Source organism: Plantactinospora sp. WMMB334 (genome assembly GCF_049179095.1).
Lineage (GTDB): Bacteria > Actinomycetota > Actinomycetes > Mycobacteriales > Micromonosporaceae > Plantactinospora.
The window spans coordinates 1397138-1410983 of record NZ_JBMHME010000002.1; the positions used below are offsets into that span (position 1 = coordinate 1397138).

Genomic DNA, 13846 nt, shown 5'->3' on the forward strand with positions numbered 1-13846 from the left:
AGTGATCGGGGCTGCCGGTCGGTCTGGCGGCGGAGCCGGCCGGCTCGGCGGTTGGGCAGGCTTCGGCGGCGGCTTGCTCACTTGGGGCCGCGGATGTACGCGTCGAGCGACGACTCAGGGATGCCGAGCCCCGGACGTTGCTTCCCGAGCCCGCGCGGACGGCCGCGGAGCTTGCGGGCGTAGACGAGCCGACGCACGGTCTTCGTCGAGACGGAGAGCCGCGCGGCGGCCTCGGCGAGCGTGAGGAGTCGGTCCGCCATCACGCCACGTCCGGCCAGAGATCATCGGTGCTGACGCCCAGCGCGCGGGCGAATCGGCGGGCAACCTCCAGCCGGGGACCGATCTCGCCCCTCCGGAACCGCCAGAGGGTGCTGGTGTCGACACCTCCGATGCGCGCCTTGTCGATCTCGCTGGTGATGTCCAGCTCCTTGCACCGGCGGTCGAACAGCTCGGTGTTCAGCCGGATCGCGGGCATTGCGTCCGTTGCGTGTTTCCGGGGGTGGGATCTTGCGGTCACGCAATGAGGGTGGCATGGCGGCGGTAGATTGCGCTACCGCAAGAGCATCAACCGAACGGCTGATTTTTATGGCGGACCGAACGGCCTACCGTTGCGTTTATGCAACGGACCATAGGCAGGCCAGCGCGCAGATTCACGCACCGGATCCGCGCATTGCGTTTCCGCAATGTCAAGTCGCCGCAACCCTCCCGACCTGCGGTAATGCTGCACCCGATCACCTACCGTTTGCCTGTGCGCAGCGACGACGACCCCCGGCAGGTCTGGGCGGCCTACATCAGAGGCCTGATGCGCGCCAGCGGCTTACGTGGGCCGGCACTCGCGCAGCGGCTTGGCGTCGACCCGTCCACGGTCTGGCGATGGGAAACCGGCAAGCAGAAGCCGGAGTCGCCGGTGATGCCCGAGGCGATCGCCAAGCTGTTCCAACTCGACGTCGACGAGGTCCTGATGGCGGCTGGCCTGGTGCCGGTCGCGCCAACGCCGGCAGTGGAAGAACGGCGAGAGCCGGACGAAGAGCGCGAATTGATCATGGCGTCTCGGGCCAGCCCGCGAATGAAGGCGATCATGCTGCATCGTCTCGAGGAGCTCCGCCGGCAGGACGAAGCGCGGATCGAGCAGCAGCGGCGCCTTGACAAGGAGCGGAGGATGGAGACTCTTCGGTTCATGCTCGAGCGGGCCGGCTGATGGCCTGGATCCGGCAACTCCCGTCGGGAGTCTGGGCGGCCACCGTCTACACGCCAGCCGGCCGGCGCACCGAGTCCGATCCGCTGCGCGGCGTCATCGAAGACTGGGCCGGCGACCTGGAGTCGTCGATCCGGCGCGGCGAGTTCCTTGACCCGCAGCTCGCGCGCAAGACGGTCGGGCAGGCATGGGAGCAGTTCGAGCCGTCCCGCCGGATCGAGATGGCCAGCCGCAAGCGCGACCGGTCGCACTGGCGGGTCTGGGTCGAGCCCAGGTGGGGCAAGGTGCAGTGCGGCGCCGTCCTGAAACCAGACGTCCAGACGTGGGTGAACGAGCTCGAAGAGGACAAGGTCGGCGGCTGGACCATCATCGCCGCGCTGAACGTGCTCAAGGCCGCGATGGAGCTCGCCGTCGACGCCGGCTGGATCCGCGCCAACCCAGCCCGCCGAGTGCGTCCGCCGATGCCGCCGAAGCACGACGACCGCGTGATCCTGCCGCACGAAGAGACCATGATCCTGGACCGGCTCGACGAGCTGTTCCCCGAACGGCGGGACGCCCGCCTGTTCGTCGAGGGGATGCTCGAGACCGGAGCGCGCTGGGAAGAGGTCGCCGCCGTGCGGCGCGAAGCGGTCAACCTACGGCACGGGCTGATCGACATCGGTCCGGTGATGGAGCGCGACGGCACGATCCGTGACTACCCGAAGGGCGCCAGGTCCCGGCACGACGTGGCGTTCCGCGCAGCGCCGATCGGCGACGCCTACCTCGCCCGGCTAAAGCCGGTGGTGCTAGCGACGAAACCCGGCGGGTTGATCTACACCGCGCCGAAGGGCGGGCCGATGCTCTACCCGACCTGGCTACGGCGGCTGTGGAACGTCGCGCTGCGGGTGCCGATCGTCGATGGGGACGGCAAGCCGACGGGGGAGTGGGAGCCGCTGATCGACCTGCCGTTGCCGACGCCGCACGACTGCCGGCACACGTACGGCACCCGGCTGGCCGACGCCGGCATGGCGCCGCACGACCGGATGGCGCTGATGGGGCACAAGGACCTGCGGTCCGCCCAGCGGTACACGCACTCGGGGGAGACCCGGTTCGACGCTGCGCGGCAGGCATTGAAACGGGCGCGGTCGAGTTGATCTCGTGTGTTCCTCGTGAGTTATGATCTTGACTTTTGTTGTCCCTTGCCGTCCTGAGCGGTCCGCTATTCGGGCAGGTCAGATCGGCGAGTCGCAGATCACGGGAGGTCAGCGCAAGTGCCGGAAGTTCCTTGACACGGAAGAGGTCACTGGTTCAAACCCAGTATCGCCCACTCGAAATGCGTACCCAAGCGCGACCTGCGCTGGCGGTGAATTCGCTGGTCAGGCCGCGTTTGTGGGTGGTTCGCACAGAGTGGTGAGTGCGCACCGCCGGGGCTTCGGGCGCTGTTGCGGGGCCGGCTGAGGCCTGGTCGCCACTGATGTCAGCGTACGATCCGGGAGCTTCAGGGACCCGACGCGCAGCGAGCTCGGCGTTCACCGGCCTGACGTGCGCTCCCTGGTTCGGCCAGGTGGTGTCTGGTCCGCCGCCCGCGTCCGTGTGAGCGCGCCCCGGAAGTGCTGCTCCGGATCCGTGTCCGGTCTGGGTGTGTGGCGGGTTGGGGTGAGTTCAGGAGAGTGAGTGGACTCGTCGCTCGGCCAAGTCTGGAAGGTGTCGCGCGGTGGCCACGAAATCGTTGTCGTCGTGCAGGATCACCAGCCCGCGGATGGCCGCGCAAGCGCAGATCAGCAAGTCTACGCAGGACAGTGCTCGATGTGCCCCGGCGCGTAACAGTCGGTACTGCGCAGACTCGACCCACTGCCACGCCGATTTTGGTACTGAAACGTCAGGATACAGATCGGCGAACATCGCGGTCATCTGCTCGTATTCGTCAAGATTGCGAGCCGAGCGGCGAAACTCGGTGCGCTGGGGCTGACATGATCCGATCGCGTGGTCAGAGATCATGTCGGACCAGCCGGCCCGCACATCGGGGTCGCGTAGCAGTCGCCACAGGGCCGACGAGTCGGCAAGATAGCGCATCACGCGGCGGGTGCCTTGTTGGCCGCGCGCATGTCCTGCCAGCCCTCGTAGTCCCAGGTCTGAGCCGTAGTGGCATAGTGATCTAGCGCGGCGATGCGGCGATGACGAGCCGCATACTCCCGCAGGGCAAGGTTCACCGTCTCCTTCTTGCTCCGCGCGCCAGACAGGCGCATCGCCTCGGCAAGCGCGTCGTCGTCAAGATCAATTTGGGTAACTGTCATCGCGAGCTCCTGTGGGTGATGTACAAAGCGCTTGTACATCACCACCATAGCAAGTGTCGTGCTGTCGGTCGGGTACGGTCGTCTGGCTGGCAAGGATCAGGTTTGCCTCGGGCTGGTTACTGTGCGTTACTGGCTCGGGTGGATGCTCGCGATCTGGTCGATCTGGTCGATCTGGCGCGGGGGCGGACTGCCGTGATCGTCACAGATGGTCCCTGAACTGGGAAAACGCGGTTCTTGTTCTGCCACGTATGGTCCACTCAAAACGCGTACCCAGACGCGGCCTGCGCAGGCGGTGGATCCGCTGGTCAGGCCGCGTTTTTGGCTGGGTTCGCATAGCCCTCGAAGGTGTGCTGCGCTGGCCACGCGGTGTTGCTCGCCACCACGCCACCAGCACCAGCCGGCTCGGATAGTGCGGAAGTGCCCGCCCGGCATGTCGGCTGGGCGCTCACCCTTCTTGGCCCGCGGTGCGAGGCCCGGTGAGCCCGTATAGCAGCAGGTCGGTGAGTGTGTCGATGACATCGTCGTCGGACGGTCCGCCGGTTGGTGGTATGGCGTAGTTCAGTGTGGCGAGCAGCGCGCCGATGGCCGCGGCGATCAGGTGCGGGTCGCCGGGCAGCGGGTGGCCCCGGTCCCGCAGGTACTCCAGGTGGTCGTGCAGCGTGGTGGTTCGGCTAGTGATGTCGTTCCATACCCGGCTGGAGGCTGGGTCGGCGGCCACCATCGCCTGGAACAGCGCGATGCTGACTGGGTGGTGGGCGCGCATCACCGTCCAGGCGATGCCAACGTGGTCGCGCAACTGTTCACGGTCGGTGAGATCGTGGTCTTTCGGGTGGTCCCGAGCGGCGAGGTGCTGGTCGGCGGCGTTTGCCAGGTCGGCGAGCAGTGCCAGGAGCAACTGCTCCTTGTCGGGGAAGTGCTCGTAGAAGGAACCAGTGGCGCGCCCGGCCGCGGCCGTGATGTCTGTGATCTTGGTGTTGAGGTAGCCGCGTTCGGCGAACAGTCGCCGGGCGGCGTCCAGGAGCGCGAGCCGGGTCTGGACCGCTTTGGCCTTGCGGGTGTTCGTCTCGGTGGGCGCCTTGTCGCCGGGCACGGGGTGTTCCTTCCGCCTAACGAGTTGCCTGCCGCGATCATATCGAACATAATTTCACTGAATATAAGTTCAGTGAACGCAAGTTCGGGGGTGGTGGGCATGAGAACGATCATCATCGGCGGCGGTGTCGCTGGGGCCGCGACGGCCCTCGCGCTGCGCCAGATCGGCGCCGAGGTCACTGTTTACGAGGCGTACGAGGACCCGGCTGGGGAGATCGGCTCGTTCGTTAGCCTCGCCACCAACGGGCTACGCGGCCTGGCTGTGCTCGGTTGTCTGGCGCACGTTCAGGCGGCCGGAGTCGACGTTCCCCGGCAGCGGATGTGGTCGGCCGGCGGATACCTGCTCGGCGACGTGCCGCGCGGCCGGCGCAGCAGCGACAGTCTGCACAGCGTTACCCTGATGCGCGCACGCCTCCTGGCGGCGCTACGGGACACGGCGACCGCGGCCGGCGTGCGGGTCGTCACCGGTGAGCGGGTCATCGGTGTGACCGAGACGGCCGAGGGCGTGACTGCCGAGTTCACCAGCGGCCGACGGGACATCTGTGATCTTCTTGTGGCGGCCGACGGGATCTGGTCCACGGTGCGCGGGCTGATCGACGCGAACGCGCCGCGCCCGGAGTACGCCGGGCTCTACGCGATCTCTGGCGTGTCCCAGTTGGACGATGTGGAGGCCGGGGTATTCAACATGACCTTCGCCCGCAATGGTGCGTTCATCCACGTTGCCGCCGGTGACGGCGAGGTGTGGTGGCAGGCGCAGGTCGCCGAGCGAACCAAGCCGGACCGCCACGGCGTCAGCGACGCCGAGTGGCTGTGCCACACCGCACAACTCTTTCAGCGGGAGACGGTGCCCTCGGCGGTCATCGCCGCGACCGGGCGCCTACACCCCGCCGTGATCTTTTACGCGCTCAATCCGGTGCCGACCTGGCACAGCGACCGTATCGCGCTGGTCGGCGACGCCGCTCACCCGGTTGGCGCGGGACAGGGTGCCTCGATGGCGATCGAAGACGCCATCGCCATCGCCGCCGCGCTGCGCACAGAGCCGACGATCACCGCCGGGCTGAAGGCGTACGACGCCAAACGGCGCCCCCGGATCGTCAAGCTCCTCGACGCGGCGGAGGACAACCGGGGCATCAAGAAGGCCGGTCCGGTCAAACGACGCGCACAGGCGGCCATGATGCGCCTGTTCGTGCCGCTGTTCTACGAAAAGGCCACCGTATGGCTGTACAACTACCAGCCCGAGGAGCTCAAAGTTGATCCACCGGTGGCCGGCTGACCGGTTCGCGCACACGCGCGGACACCTCACGCGGCATGCCGGAACGCGACGGCCCGATGTTCGGACACTCTCGGCTTCAACCACAGCGGCCGCGAGCGGCAGGCCGTGGGGGCGACGGCGTCGATGATCGCAGCCTGGCGGAACGAACACGCCCGGAACGATAGGCGGGTCAGAGTCGACCTGCCCCCGATTGGCTCATGACGGTGACCGTCGGCGTACCGCCACGACCGGCACATCTGGTCCCTGAACTGGGAGAACGCGGTTCTTATTCTGCCATGTATGGTCCACCACACAATATTTGAACGATCGCGGTCCTGGACGCCAACGTTCTGATCCCCAACGCACTGTGTGATTTCCTGCTGCCGCTGGCCGAGGAAGAGTTGTACCAGCCACGCTGGTCACCGGCCGTCCTGGACGAGGTTCGACGGCACGTGCCGGTGTCACCGGGGGCGATCGACCGGCGGATAGCGTTCATGAACGCCGCGTTCGAGGACGCTCTGGTCACCCGGGTACGAGGTGCTGATCGACCAGATGGGCAACGATCTCAAGGACCGGCATGTGCTGGCTGCGGCGGTGGCCGCCGGGGCGGACTCGATCATTACCTGCAACCTGCGGGACTTCCCGCTCGCCGCCTGCCAACCCCACGGGGTGGTCGCTGAACATCCCGACACGGTTCTGCTGGACCTGTGAGCCCGCGAGCCGCGGACGCTGCTGCGGGTCCTTGGCGAGCAGGCGGCCAGTACCGGCCGTCGGGGGTGCACGGCCACCCGAACTGACCACTGGAGAGCCGTGTGTCAGGGAAACCGACCAGCACGGTTCGGGAAGAGGCCGATGGAAAAGGACCCACACCATGGGCACCTCGCCGGCGGCCCCACTTCACTCGGCGAGCGGTCCGGGGAAACGGACCGGTGGCAACACCGGAACCGCGCCCCGGGCCGACTCAACAAGTGCAGGCATTGCCATAACCCGTTCGGTCACGGTGGCGGCGGGGGTCTTCGCGCCGGGTCATCTCGGCGAGTTGACCCGTCTCGTCCCCTTCGACATGGTCGATGAGGTCCTGACCGCTACGCGTCGGGTCCAACAGCGGGTACGGCTGCTCCCCGCTCGGGTGGTCGTCTACCCGCTGCTGGCAGGCTGCCTGTTCGCCGAACTCGGCTATCAGCAGGTGTGGCAGCAACTGACCGCCGGCCTGACCGGCCTGGACCTGACCGAGCCGACCTCCAGCGCGTTACGGCAGGCGGCGCGGCAACGCCTCGGCCCGGCCCCGCTACGAGCGTTGTTCGACCTGCTCCGTGGCCCGGCCGCGACGACCACCACCCGAGCGATCCGATGGCGGGGCCTACTGCTCACCGTGATCGACGGAACTGTGCTGACCATCGCCGACGCGCCCGCCGTCCTGGCCCGCTACCCGAAACAACACTGCCTGTCGCGGCGTCAGCCGAGACGGGAGCCGTCACGGCGCCGGGCTTCGAGGGGGTCGTGCACGCGGCCGTGGTCAGGCTGAGCCCACACATGGCAGCGGCCGTCAGGATGCTCTGCGACGCAGTGCTCATGCGATCACAGCATCTCGGTCCGGTAGGCCGGTGCCAGCTCGGTCGCGCGCTTACGGCGCTCGGCCACCTCGTCGGCCGTCAGGCTGGGCGGCGGCGCATCCTTGCTCGCCACTTCGTCACCCACGCGCCGGAAGAACTCCTCCTGCCCGGCAGGAGTGCACATGCACAGCATCCGGGCCGACGCACCGGAGACGTTACGGAAGAAGTGCGGAGCATTGGCCGGGATGTTCACCGTCGATCCAGCTCCCACGGTCCGCTTCTCACCCCGGAAGGTAAACTCGATCTCCCCCTCCAGGATGGTGAACATCTCCTCGAAGTCGTGCCGGTGCGGCGGCGGGCCTCCACCGTCGGGCACCCGCATGTCGATCAAGCAGTATTTCCCGTTCGTCTGCTCGCCACCGATCAGCATGGCGTAGTTGTCACCGGCCAGCGAGATGTAGGTGGTTGCGGGGTCGTCCGGGTGGGCGACAGTCAGCGACCGTGCCGGGTCATCGTCCGGAACGGCGGGAGCAGCGCGATCAGCGATCGTCATGATGCATCTCCTTTCTCAGCGAGTTCTTCGAAGTAGGCGCGCAAGGAACGGGGCTCGCGCCCGAGGATCGCACGCAGAGGCAACGGGTTGGCGACCAGGCCGACGTGGTCGTAGTGCTCGAACATCGCCCGCATCGGCGGCGGGACACGGTTGCCGGGGTCGGCGTGCTGTGCGCGAACCGGTCGGCCGGTCACCTCGGTGACCAGAGCGGCGATGTCGTGTCGAGACAGTTCACCCGGCGCCGCCAGGTCGAAGGTGCCGGACAGCAGCTCGTCGCCGGTCAGGGCACGGGCGGCGACGTCGGCCACGTCGCGGTAGTCGACCCGGGAGAACCGCGTCTCCGCCGACCATGGCTCCGCCAGCACACCGCTGTCCATCATGGATTTCCATCTGTAGGCGTACATCTGGAAGAAGAGCACCGGGTGCAGGAAGGTGAATTCGAGGCCGGCGTCCAGGATTACCTCTTCCACCGGGGCCTTCGCCGAGTGGTTCACCAGCCGGGACAGAACGGGATGGACCACGGAGGAGAAGACGATCCGGTGTACGCCCGCCGCCACCGCGTCGGCCACGAACGCCCGACCGAGCTCCGCCTCGTCCTCGACGAAGGCGGGCGCGACGTAGAAGACACGCTCGACACCCGCGAGGGCCGCTTTCATGCTGTCGCGGTCGGTGAGGTCGCCGACGACCACCTCGGCCGCACCCCTTCTCCGGACGTCGGCGGCCTGCTCGCCGTGGCGCACCAGGCCGCGGACGTTCGCGCCACGCTCGGCCAGGGCGGGAACGACCAGCCCGGCGAACTTCCCGGCGGCTCCGACGGCGAGCACTCTCTGGTCATAGCACCTCATAAAGCTCGGTTGATCTGCTGACACGCTCCTACTTCCCCACGTGGCAGCACTTCTAAACGGACGATATCCTCCGGTAACCGATGCACGGCAAGAGGAGTCCTGATGACCCTTGACCTGTTCACCCCAGCGGACACCGCCGTCCTGCTCATCGACCACCAGGAGGGCACAATGAGCTGGATTCGCTCGGCGCCCATCGCGCATGAGCGCGCCAACGCGGTGGCTCTGGCCCGCGCAGCCAAAGCGCTCGGCATGCCGTTGGTTCTCACTTCGTCGCTCGAGGACCACGAGCAGGGACCACTCGTCACCGAACTGCGAGACGTCGCACCGCAGGAGTACGAGTCGCGAATCCGGCGAGCCGGCATGGTCAATGCCATGGAGGACCCCGACTTCGCCGCCGCGGTCATCGCCACCGGACGGACGAACCTGGTCATCGCTGGTGTCACCAACGACGTCTGCACGGTGTACCCGACGTTGAGCGCATTACAGGACGGCTTTCGCGTGGAGGTGGTCGCGGACGCGGGCGGCTCCATGAGCAAGGCCGCCGACGACATCGCCGTCGAGGAGATGCGTCAGGCCGGCGCCCGCGTCGCCTCCACCAACATGGTGCTCACCGAGCTCGCCCGCGACTGGAGCTCGCCAGCGGGCAAGAGTTTGATCCCCGTCGTCGGCGCTCTGATACCGCGCGGCGACAAGTGATTCCCGGCTACAGGCCGACGACCCTCCGGGCCTGAGGCCGATGCTCGCCCGGGTGGTTCCGGCCGAAACCACCCGGGGGAGCATCAGCGGTAGGTCTTGTCCGAGGCGGGCAACCTACCTGCGGTGGGGTAGGTCCCCAGAGCGCCGATCGCGCACGCACTCGACTTCGGGGGATGAGCAGCCGAGCAGTATCCGCTGCCCCTGTCGCTGTCAGACATCACTCCGCCGACGTTGCCGCCGTGGGTGACGGCGGCCGTGTTCAGCGCGGCGACGACCAGCCTGGCGTCGTGCCGGTCGCCCATCGCGTAGCCGAGGATGCGACGGGAGTACAGGTCGATGACGGTGGCCATTCTGTGGAATCAGTGATCTTCAATGGTTGCTTCCCGGTGGGTGATGTTGACGATGGGAAGTTGAGCGGCGGTCGGTGGGATGCCGATGGTCCGTGGTGTGGGTCCGGCTGGGGTGGGTGAGTCGGCGAGGCGGTCCAGGAGGAGGCTGTTGAGGGCGTTCTGCCCGTCCTCGACGGCGGCGTCGATCGTGCGAGGCGCCCGACCCAGATCCACCCAGATCCGCAGCCACAAGCCGGCCATCTCGTGCCGACCGAGCACCGGCCACCGGTCCACGAACTCCACGACCGCTCAACGCCACTACTACGCCCAAAGTGAGGCAAGAGTCGCTCACCAGGCAGATTCCACGCTCAGCTCGGCCATGAGCTGCGCGATCGTGTTGTCCGAGACCTGCCAGCCAGACCGGAACCCGTCAAGTCAAGTGAGACGTTTTCGTGGTCAGATCCACCCGCCGGCCCGATCAGCCTCGCCAGGCCGAGGAAGCAGGCGTCAGGCGCGAATCACCGAGGATAGACTGAGGACATGATTGCGTCGGCGCCCATGGGCGGACGGTGAGCCGGGCTCCGCGCAGTGACGGCATCGCCAATCGCGAGAAGGTTCTGGCGGCGGCCTTGCGCACATTGCAGCGGGACGTGACGGCGCCCATGGCGCTTATCGCACAAGAGGCGGGGGTCGGCGTCGGCACGCTGTACCGTCACTTTCGCGACCGGGACGACCTGGTGGTCGCCCTGCAGGTGCGCTCCATCGGCATGGTGCTCGCGCTCGTCGAGGAGGTCCTCTCGGACGAGAGGCCCGGCATCGACGCCGTGCGGGAGTTCCTGAGTCGTACCGTGGAGCACGGTTCGGAGCTGTTCCTGCCCTATCACGGCGCTCCGGTGACGACCGACCCGGATTATCAAGAGCTCGACCAGCGCGTCTGGGAAGGCATCAGCGAGCTGGTGAAGCGAGGCATCGCCGACAAGACGTTACGCGCGGATCTGACGGTGCACGACGTCATAATCTTTGGCTCATTAGTCGCCGCTCCGCTACCCGGCGTAACCAATTGGCGCGACGTGGCCGGGCGCCAGATCGAATTCTTCCTCACCGCCGTCCACCGGGGCACAGCCCAGCCTCCTGGCCGAGCCCGACGGCAGCGGCACGCTCCCGGCTGACCAGACGGTCGGCCCGGAGACGCATTCATACGCTCGGCCAGTGAGCGGCACAGAAACTCCGCGCGACACTCGGCGTGGCGCACTGGGCTTGACCCGATTTCACGGACAGGGTCGGTAAGTTGATCTCACGCTACCTTGCTGGCTGGCCTGCGGGAATAGGCCGTAGCCTCATACTCGGCCGGACTCATGTAGTCCAAGGTGGAATGGCGGCGTCGGGTGTTGTACCACCCCTCGATCCACTCGAAGATCGCCGCACGGGCGGCGGCCCGGGTCGGCCACGCCCTTCGGTCGAGCAGCTCGGTCTTGATCGTGGCGAAGAAAGACTCCGCGACGGCATTGTCCCAGCACTGACCCCGCCCACCGACCGACAACCGCACCCCGCTGCGGTCAGCGAGCCGGGCGTACTGGGCACTGGTGTACTGCTTAGGTTCAAGGGGTCGTTGCAACACTGGCTACTTGGGCCGATTCTAGATGAGCAGCCAGGGCTTCTGCGGGAGTCTTCCACTCCAGTGTTTTGCGGGGCCGGTTGTTGAGGGTGGCGGCGATGGCGTCGAGGTCGCTGACGGTGTGTCGTGATAGGTCGGTGCCCTTCGGGAAGTACTGGCGTAGCAGTCCGTTGGTGTTCTCGTTGGTGCCGCGCTGCCAAGGGCTGTGCGGGTCGCAGAAGTAGATGTCGAGGCCGGTGTCCAGTCGCAGTTGGAGGTGTTGGGCCATCTCGGCGCCCTGGTCCCAGGTCAGCGAGCGTCGTAGCTGCTCGGGCAGGGTGGTGATCTGTTTCGCGATCGCGTCGCGGACCGCCGCGGCGCCGTGCCCGGCCAGCGGTGGACCGTTCTTCACCGTGGGCTGCTGGCCGTGTCCTTCCATGCGGGGCAGGTGCAGCAGCATGGTGAACCGGGTGGTGCGTTCGACCAGCGTGCCGATCGCGGACCGCTCGAGTCCGATGATCAGGTCACCTTCCCAGTGCCCGGGCACGGCCCGGTCGACGACCTCCGGGGGCCGCTGGCTGATCATCACCTCCGGACTGACGAAGTGCTTGCCGCGGCGGCGGGTGCGCGCCCGCGGCACAGGCCGAAGATCGCCTCGGCGGCGTCGTGACAGCCGCGTTCGGGCCGGAAGCCGTAGAGGTCCAGTTCGAACCTGGCCCGGCGCACCGAGACGAGCGCGTTCGCGCGCCCGCGGCATCAGGCGTTGCAGCCTGCGAACCCGCTGGTGGTTCGGCTTTCTTCGCCGCCGTGGAGATCCGTTGCCTCAGCTCATGTACGTCCGTCTCGCGACGATAGGTCCGGCAAAGACTCCGACCCGAGACCCTTGGCCATTTCAGCGGTAGCGAGGGGTCGGCCGTCGGGGTAGGACGGAACTTTTCGACCGTCCACGGCGACCAACAGTCGAGACCACGGTGTCCGGATTCGGCGCGTTGCCTGAGGGAGCCGCCCCTATTCTGCCCCCAGCCCCGAAGGAGCAAGTGCCATGCCGACTGTCCTCCCATCCCGCGCCACGCTCGCGCTGACCGTCGCGGTCACGCTTGCCGGCGCCGGTACGGCTCCGGCGGCCGCCGGGCCGTCCCACGATCACACGATGCGCCACGTCGCCCGGCAGGTGCTGGCCGTCGGCGTACCCGGATATGGCGCACGGATCGACGACGGTCGACGGGTGCAGGTCACCGCCGCCGGCGTGGCGGACCGCGCCACCGGGCGACCGATGACCGGCCGCGACCAGTTCGAGATCGGCAGCGTCACCAAGATCTTCACCGCGACACTCGTGCTGCAACAGGTCGACCGCGGCCGGGTCGACCTCGATGCCCCGATCGACCGCTACCTGCCCGGCGTCGTGCCGTCCGGCGGCGACATCACGGTCCGGATGCTTCTCAACCACACCAGCGGCCTGTTCCAATACATCGCAGACCCCGGCTACTTCGTCCGGATGGAACAGGACCCCTATCACGTCGCGACCGAGCAGGAACTGCTCGACATCGCATTCGCCCATGGGCCCGACTTCCCACCCGGCCAGGGGTGGAACTACTCGAACACCAATTACGTCCTGCTTGGCATGCTGCTACGGCAGGTGACCGGTCGGACCATGCCGGACCTGGTACGCCGGAACATCGCCGACCCCCTCGGCCTCAGGCACACCTACTATCCCGACCCGTACGCGAAGAACACCGGCACCGGATATGCCCACGGCTATTCCGTCGCGTTCGGCGATCCCGCACCGTCTTATGTCGACGTGTCCGACCGGCCGCTCGGCGGCTGGGCCGGAGCCGGTGGGGCGATCATCTCCACTCCGGAGGAGGTCTCCCGGTTCCTATCGGCGGTGCTGCGCGGGGTCCTGTTCTCCCGGGCCGCCCTGGCACAGATGAAGACCACGGTCCCCCTTCCGGCGGAGGTCGGGTTCCGGGGCGGCTACGGCCTCGGCGTGATCCGGCTCGACACGGAGTGCGGCACCGTCTGGGCCCACGGAGGTGACACCAGGGGCCACCACACCAGAGCCACCGCCACCGAGGACGGCCGGCGCACCGCGGTCGCCAATGTCACCGCCCAGCCGGGCATCACCGCGACGCCCGACGGCATAAGCCGCTACACCCAGGTCGTCTCGGCCGCGGACATGGCCCTCACCTGCCGGATGCTCAATCGGCCGGTCCCCGGCTGACGACACAGCATGGCGTGAAGCGCCGCGGCCGGCGCATCCGGCGCTTTCGTCCCGGAACAGCGAGCCAGCGCCAGTGTGACGCCGAACGTCGGCGCCGTGCGGAAAGCGATTTCCCAGTCCGGGACGTCGATATTGGTTGCCGCTGTTCTGCTGTCGACCCACGCCGGACACCCGGAACGTGGGCACCGGCGCCGTGTCGGCATCGGGACTCGGGCAGCCGGGGAGAAGATGGTCGGTGCGGCGGCG

18 protein-coding genes and 1 pseudogene are annotated in these 13846 nt (G+C 67.5%); 8 read left to right on the forward strand and 11 right to left on the reverse strand.

Annotated features, from left to right (window positions below):
* Positions 1 to 77: 77 nt before the first annotated feature.
* Both ACN27G_RS06180 and ACN27G_RS06185 read right to left on the reverse strand, forming a co-directional pair.
* Complete coding sequence (locus ACN27G_RS06180) at positions 78 to 260, reverse strand: helix-turn-helix domain-containing protein (RefSeq protein WP_421491802.1); 183 nt, start codon at positions 258 to 260, stop codon at positions 78 to 80.
* Complete coding sequence (locus ACN27G_RS06185) at positions 260 to 517, reverse strand: helix-turn-helix domain-containing protein (protein WP_421491803.1); 258 nt, start codon at positions 515 to 517, stop codon at positions 260 to 262. Before ACN27G_RS06185 ends, ACN27G_RS06180 begins: the two co-directional genes overlap by 1 nt.
* Before the next feature lie 231 nt (positions 518 to 748).
* On the opposite strand from ACN27G_RS06185, the gene ACN27G_RS06190 reads away from it, so the two are divergent.
* Both ACN27G_RS06190 and ACN27G_RS06195 read left to right on the forward strand, forming a co-directional pair.
* The gene (locus tag ACN27G_RS06190; RefSeq protein ID WP_421491804.1) at positions 749 to 1198 is read left to right on the forward strand and encodes a helix-turn-helix domain-containing protein; all 450 of its coding nucleotides are present in this window, start codon (positions 749 to 751) and stop codon (positions 1196 to 1198) included.
* A complete protein-coding gene (locus tag ACN27G_RS06195; protein WP_421491805.1) occupies positions 1198 to 2328 on the forward strand; it encodes a tyrosine-type recombinase/integrase in 1131 nt (376 codons plus the stop codon). The genes ACN27G_RS06190 and ACN27G_RS06195 overlap by 1 nt, the downstream gene beginning before the upstream one ends.
* A 508-nt stretch (positions 2329 to 2836) precedes the next feature.
* Here ACN27G_RS06195 and ACN27G_RS06200 read toward each other — a convergent pair.
* The 3 genes from ACN27G_RS06200 to ACN27G_RS06210 all read right to left on the reverse strand — a co-directional run bounded on the left by ACN27G_RS06200 (position 2837) and on the right by ACN27G_RS06210 (position 4558).
* Positions 2837 to 3247, reverse strand: a complete 411-nt coding sequence (locus ACN27G_RS06200; protein ID WP_421491806.1) for a hypothetical protein — start codon at positions 3245 to 3247, stop codon at positions 2837 to 2839.
* Positions 3247 to 3507, reverse strand: a complete 261-nt coding sequence (locus tag ACN27G_RS06205; protein ID WP_421497256.1) for a type II toxin-antitoxin system VapB family antitoxin — start codon at positions 3505 to 3507, stop codon at positions 3247 to 3249. Before ACN27G_RS06205 ends, ACN27G_RS06200 begins: the two co-directional genes overlap by 1 nt.
* Before the next feature lie 406 nt (positions 3508 to 3913).
* Positions 3914 to 4558 (reverse strand): TetR/AcrR family transcriptional regulator, encoded by a 645-nt coding sequence (locus tag ACN27G_RS06210; RefSeq protein WP_421491807.1) that lies wholly within the window; start codon positions 4556 to 4558, stop codon positions 3914 to 3916.
* A gap of 99 nt (positions 4559 to 4657) precedes the next feature.
* Here ACN27G_RS06210 and ACN27G_RS06215 point away from each other — a divergent pair, with 99 nt between their 5' ends.
* From ACN27G_RS06215 to ACN27G_RS06225, 3 genes are all read left to right on the forward strand, one after another.
* Complete coding sequence (locus ACN27G_RS06215; protein WP_421491808.1) at positions 4658 to 5830, forward strand: FAD-dependent oxidoreductase; 1173 nt, start codon at positions 4658 to 4660, stop codon at positions 5828 to 5830.
* A gap of 516 nt (positions 5831 to 6346) precedes the next feature.
* A complete protein-coding gene (locus ACN27G_RS06220) occupies positions 6347 to 6520 on the forward strand; it encodes a hypothetical protein (RefSeq protein ID WP_421491809.1) in 174 nt (57 codons plus the stop codon).
* 160 nt (positions 6521 to 6680) lie between these two features.
* Positions 6681 to 7334, forward strand: coding sequence for a transposase domain-containing protein (locus ACN27G_RS06225; RefSeq protein ID WP_421491810.1), 654 nt, complete (start codon positions 6681 to 6683; stop codon positions 7332 to 7334).
* A gap of 53 nt (positions 7335 to 7387) precedes the next feature.
* On the opposite strand, the gene ACN27G_RS06230 is transcribed toward ACN27G_RS06225, so the two are convergent.
* Both ACN27G_RS06230 and ACN27G_RS06235 read right to left on the reverse strand, forming a co-directional pair.
* Entirely contained in the window at positions 7388 to 7915 is a 528-nt protein-coding gene (locus tag ACN27G_RS06230; protein ID WP_421491811.1) for a cupin domain-containing protein, read from the reverse strand.
* Complete coding sequence (locus tag ACN27G_RS06235; protein ID WP_421491812.1) at positions 7912 to 8739, reverse strand: NmrA family NAD(P)-binding protein; 828 nt, start codon at positions 8737 to 8739, stop codon at positions 7912 to 7914. The genes ACN27G_RS06230 and ACN27G_RS06235 overlap by 4 nt, the downstream gene beginning before the upstream one ends.
* A gap of 123 nt (positions 8740 to 8862) precedes the next feature.
* Between ACN27G_RS06235 and ACN27G_RS06240 the strand changes: the two genes are divergently transcribed.
* Entirely contained in the window at positions 8863 to 9456 is a 594-nt protein-coding gene (locus ACN27G_RS06240) for an isochorismatase family protein (RefSeq protein WP_421491813.1), read from the forward strand.
* Between the two features lie 83 nt (positions 9457 to 9539).
* Here the strand turns inward: ACN27G_RS06240 and ACN27G_RS06245 are convergent, their stop codons facing one another.
* Together ACN27G_RS06245 and ACN27G_RS06250 are read right to left on the reverse strand one after the other, a co-directional pair.
* Positions 9540 to 9806 carry a DDE-type integrase/transposase/recombinase gene (locus tag ACN27G_RS06245; RefSeq protein ID WP_421491814.1) on the reverse strand — a complete coding sequence of 89 codons (267 nt, stop codon included), beginning with the start codon at positions 9804 to 9806 and terminating at the stop codon, positions 9540 to 9542.
* 9 nt (positions 9807 to 9815) lie between these two features.
* Complete coding sequence (locus ACN27G_RS06250) at positions 9816 to 10088, reverse strand: hypothetical protein (RefSeq protein ID WP_421491815.1); 273 nt, start codon at positions 10086 to 10088, stop codon at positions 9816 to 9818.
* A gap of 266 nt (positions 10089 to 10354) precedes the next feature.
* On the opposite strand from ACN27G_RS06250, the gene ACN27G_RS06255 reads away from it, so the two are divergent.
* The gene (locus ACN27G_RS06255; protein ID WP_421491816.1) at positions 10355 to 10954 is read left to right on the forward strand and encodes a TetR/AcrR family transcriptional regulator; all 600 of its coding nucleotides are present in this window, start codon (positions 10355 to 10357) and stop codon (positions 10952 to 10954) included.
* A 125-nt stretch (positions 10955 to 11079) separates the two neighbouring features.
* Here the strand turns inward: ACN27G_RS06255 and ACN27G_RS06260 are convergent, their stop codons facing one another.
* Positions 11080 to 11403 carry an integrase core domain-containing protein gene (locus ACN27G_RS06260; protein WP_421491817.1) on the reverse strand — a complete coding sequence of 108 codons (324 nt, stop codon included), beginning with the start codon at positions 11401 to 11403 and terminating at the stop codon, positions 11080 to 11082.
* A pseudogene (locus tag ACN27G_RS06265) lies at positions 11384 to 12040 on the reverse strand (IS30 family transposase); the annotation flags it as partial. The gene ACN27G_RS06260 and the pseudogene ACN27G_RS06265, both read right to left, overlap by 20 nt.
* Before the next feature lie 381 nt (positions 12041 to 12421).
* Here ACN27G_RS06265 and ACN27G_RS06270 point away from each other — a divergent pair.
* Entirely contained in the window at positions 12422 to 13600 is a 1179-nt protein-coding gene (locus ACN27G_RS06270; RefSeq protein ID WP_421491818.1) for a serine hydrolase domain-containing protein, read from the forward strand.
* Positions 13601 to 13846 lie beyond the last annotated feature (246 nt).

What these genes read in the sequence shown, in the direction of transcription:
- ACN27G_RS06180 (WP_421491802.1), bottom strand. Translation starts at nt 260, where the DNA reads ATGGCGGACCGACTCCTCACGCTCGCCGAGGCCGCCGCGCGGCTCTCC.
- ACN27G_RS06195 (WP_421491805.1), top strand. Translation starts at nt 1,198, where the DNA reads ATGGCCTGGATCCGGCAACTCCCGTCGGGAGTCTGGGCGGCCACCGTC.
- ACN27G_RS06200 (WP_421491806.1), bottom strand. Translation starts at nt 3,247, where the DNA reads ATGCGCTATCTTGCCGACTCGTCGGCCCTGTGGCGACTGCTACGCGAC.
- ACN27G_RS06205 (WP_421497256.1), bottom strand. Translation starts at nt 3,507, where the DNA reads ATGTACAAGCGCTTTGTACATCACCCACAGGAGCTCGCGATGACAGTT.
- ACN27G_RS06215 (WP_421491808.1), top strand. Translation starts at nt 4,658, where the DNA reads ATGAGAACGATCATCATCGGCGGCGGTGTCGCTGGGGCCGCGACGGCC.
- ACN27G_RS06225 (WP_421491810.1), top strand. Translation starts at nt 6,681, where the DNA reads ATGGGCACCTCGCCGGCGGCCCCACTTCACTCGGCGAGCGGTCCGGGG.
- ACN27G_RS06230 (WP_421491811.1), bottom strand. Translation starts at nt 7,915, where the DNA reads ATGACGATCGCTGATCGCGCTGCTCCCGCCGTTCCGGACGATGACCCG.
- ACN27G_RS06240 (WP_421491813.1), top strand. Translation starts at nt 8,863, where the DNA reads ATGACCCTTGACCTGTTCACCCCAGCGGACACCGCCGTCCTGCTCATC.
- ACN27G_RS06245 (WP_421491814.1), bottom strand. Translation starts at nt 9,806, where the DNA reads ATGGCCACCGTCATCGACCTGTACTCCCGTCGCATCCTCGGCTACGCG.
- ACN27G_RS06270 (WP_421491818.1), top strand. Translation starts at nt 12,422, where the DNA reads ATGCCGACTGTCCTCCCATCCCGCGCCACGCTCGCGCTGACCGTCGCG.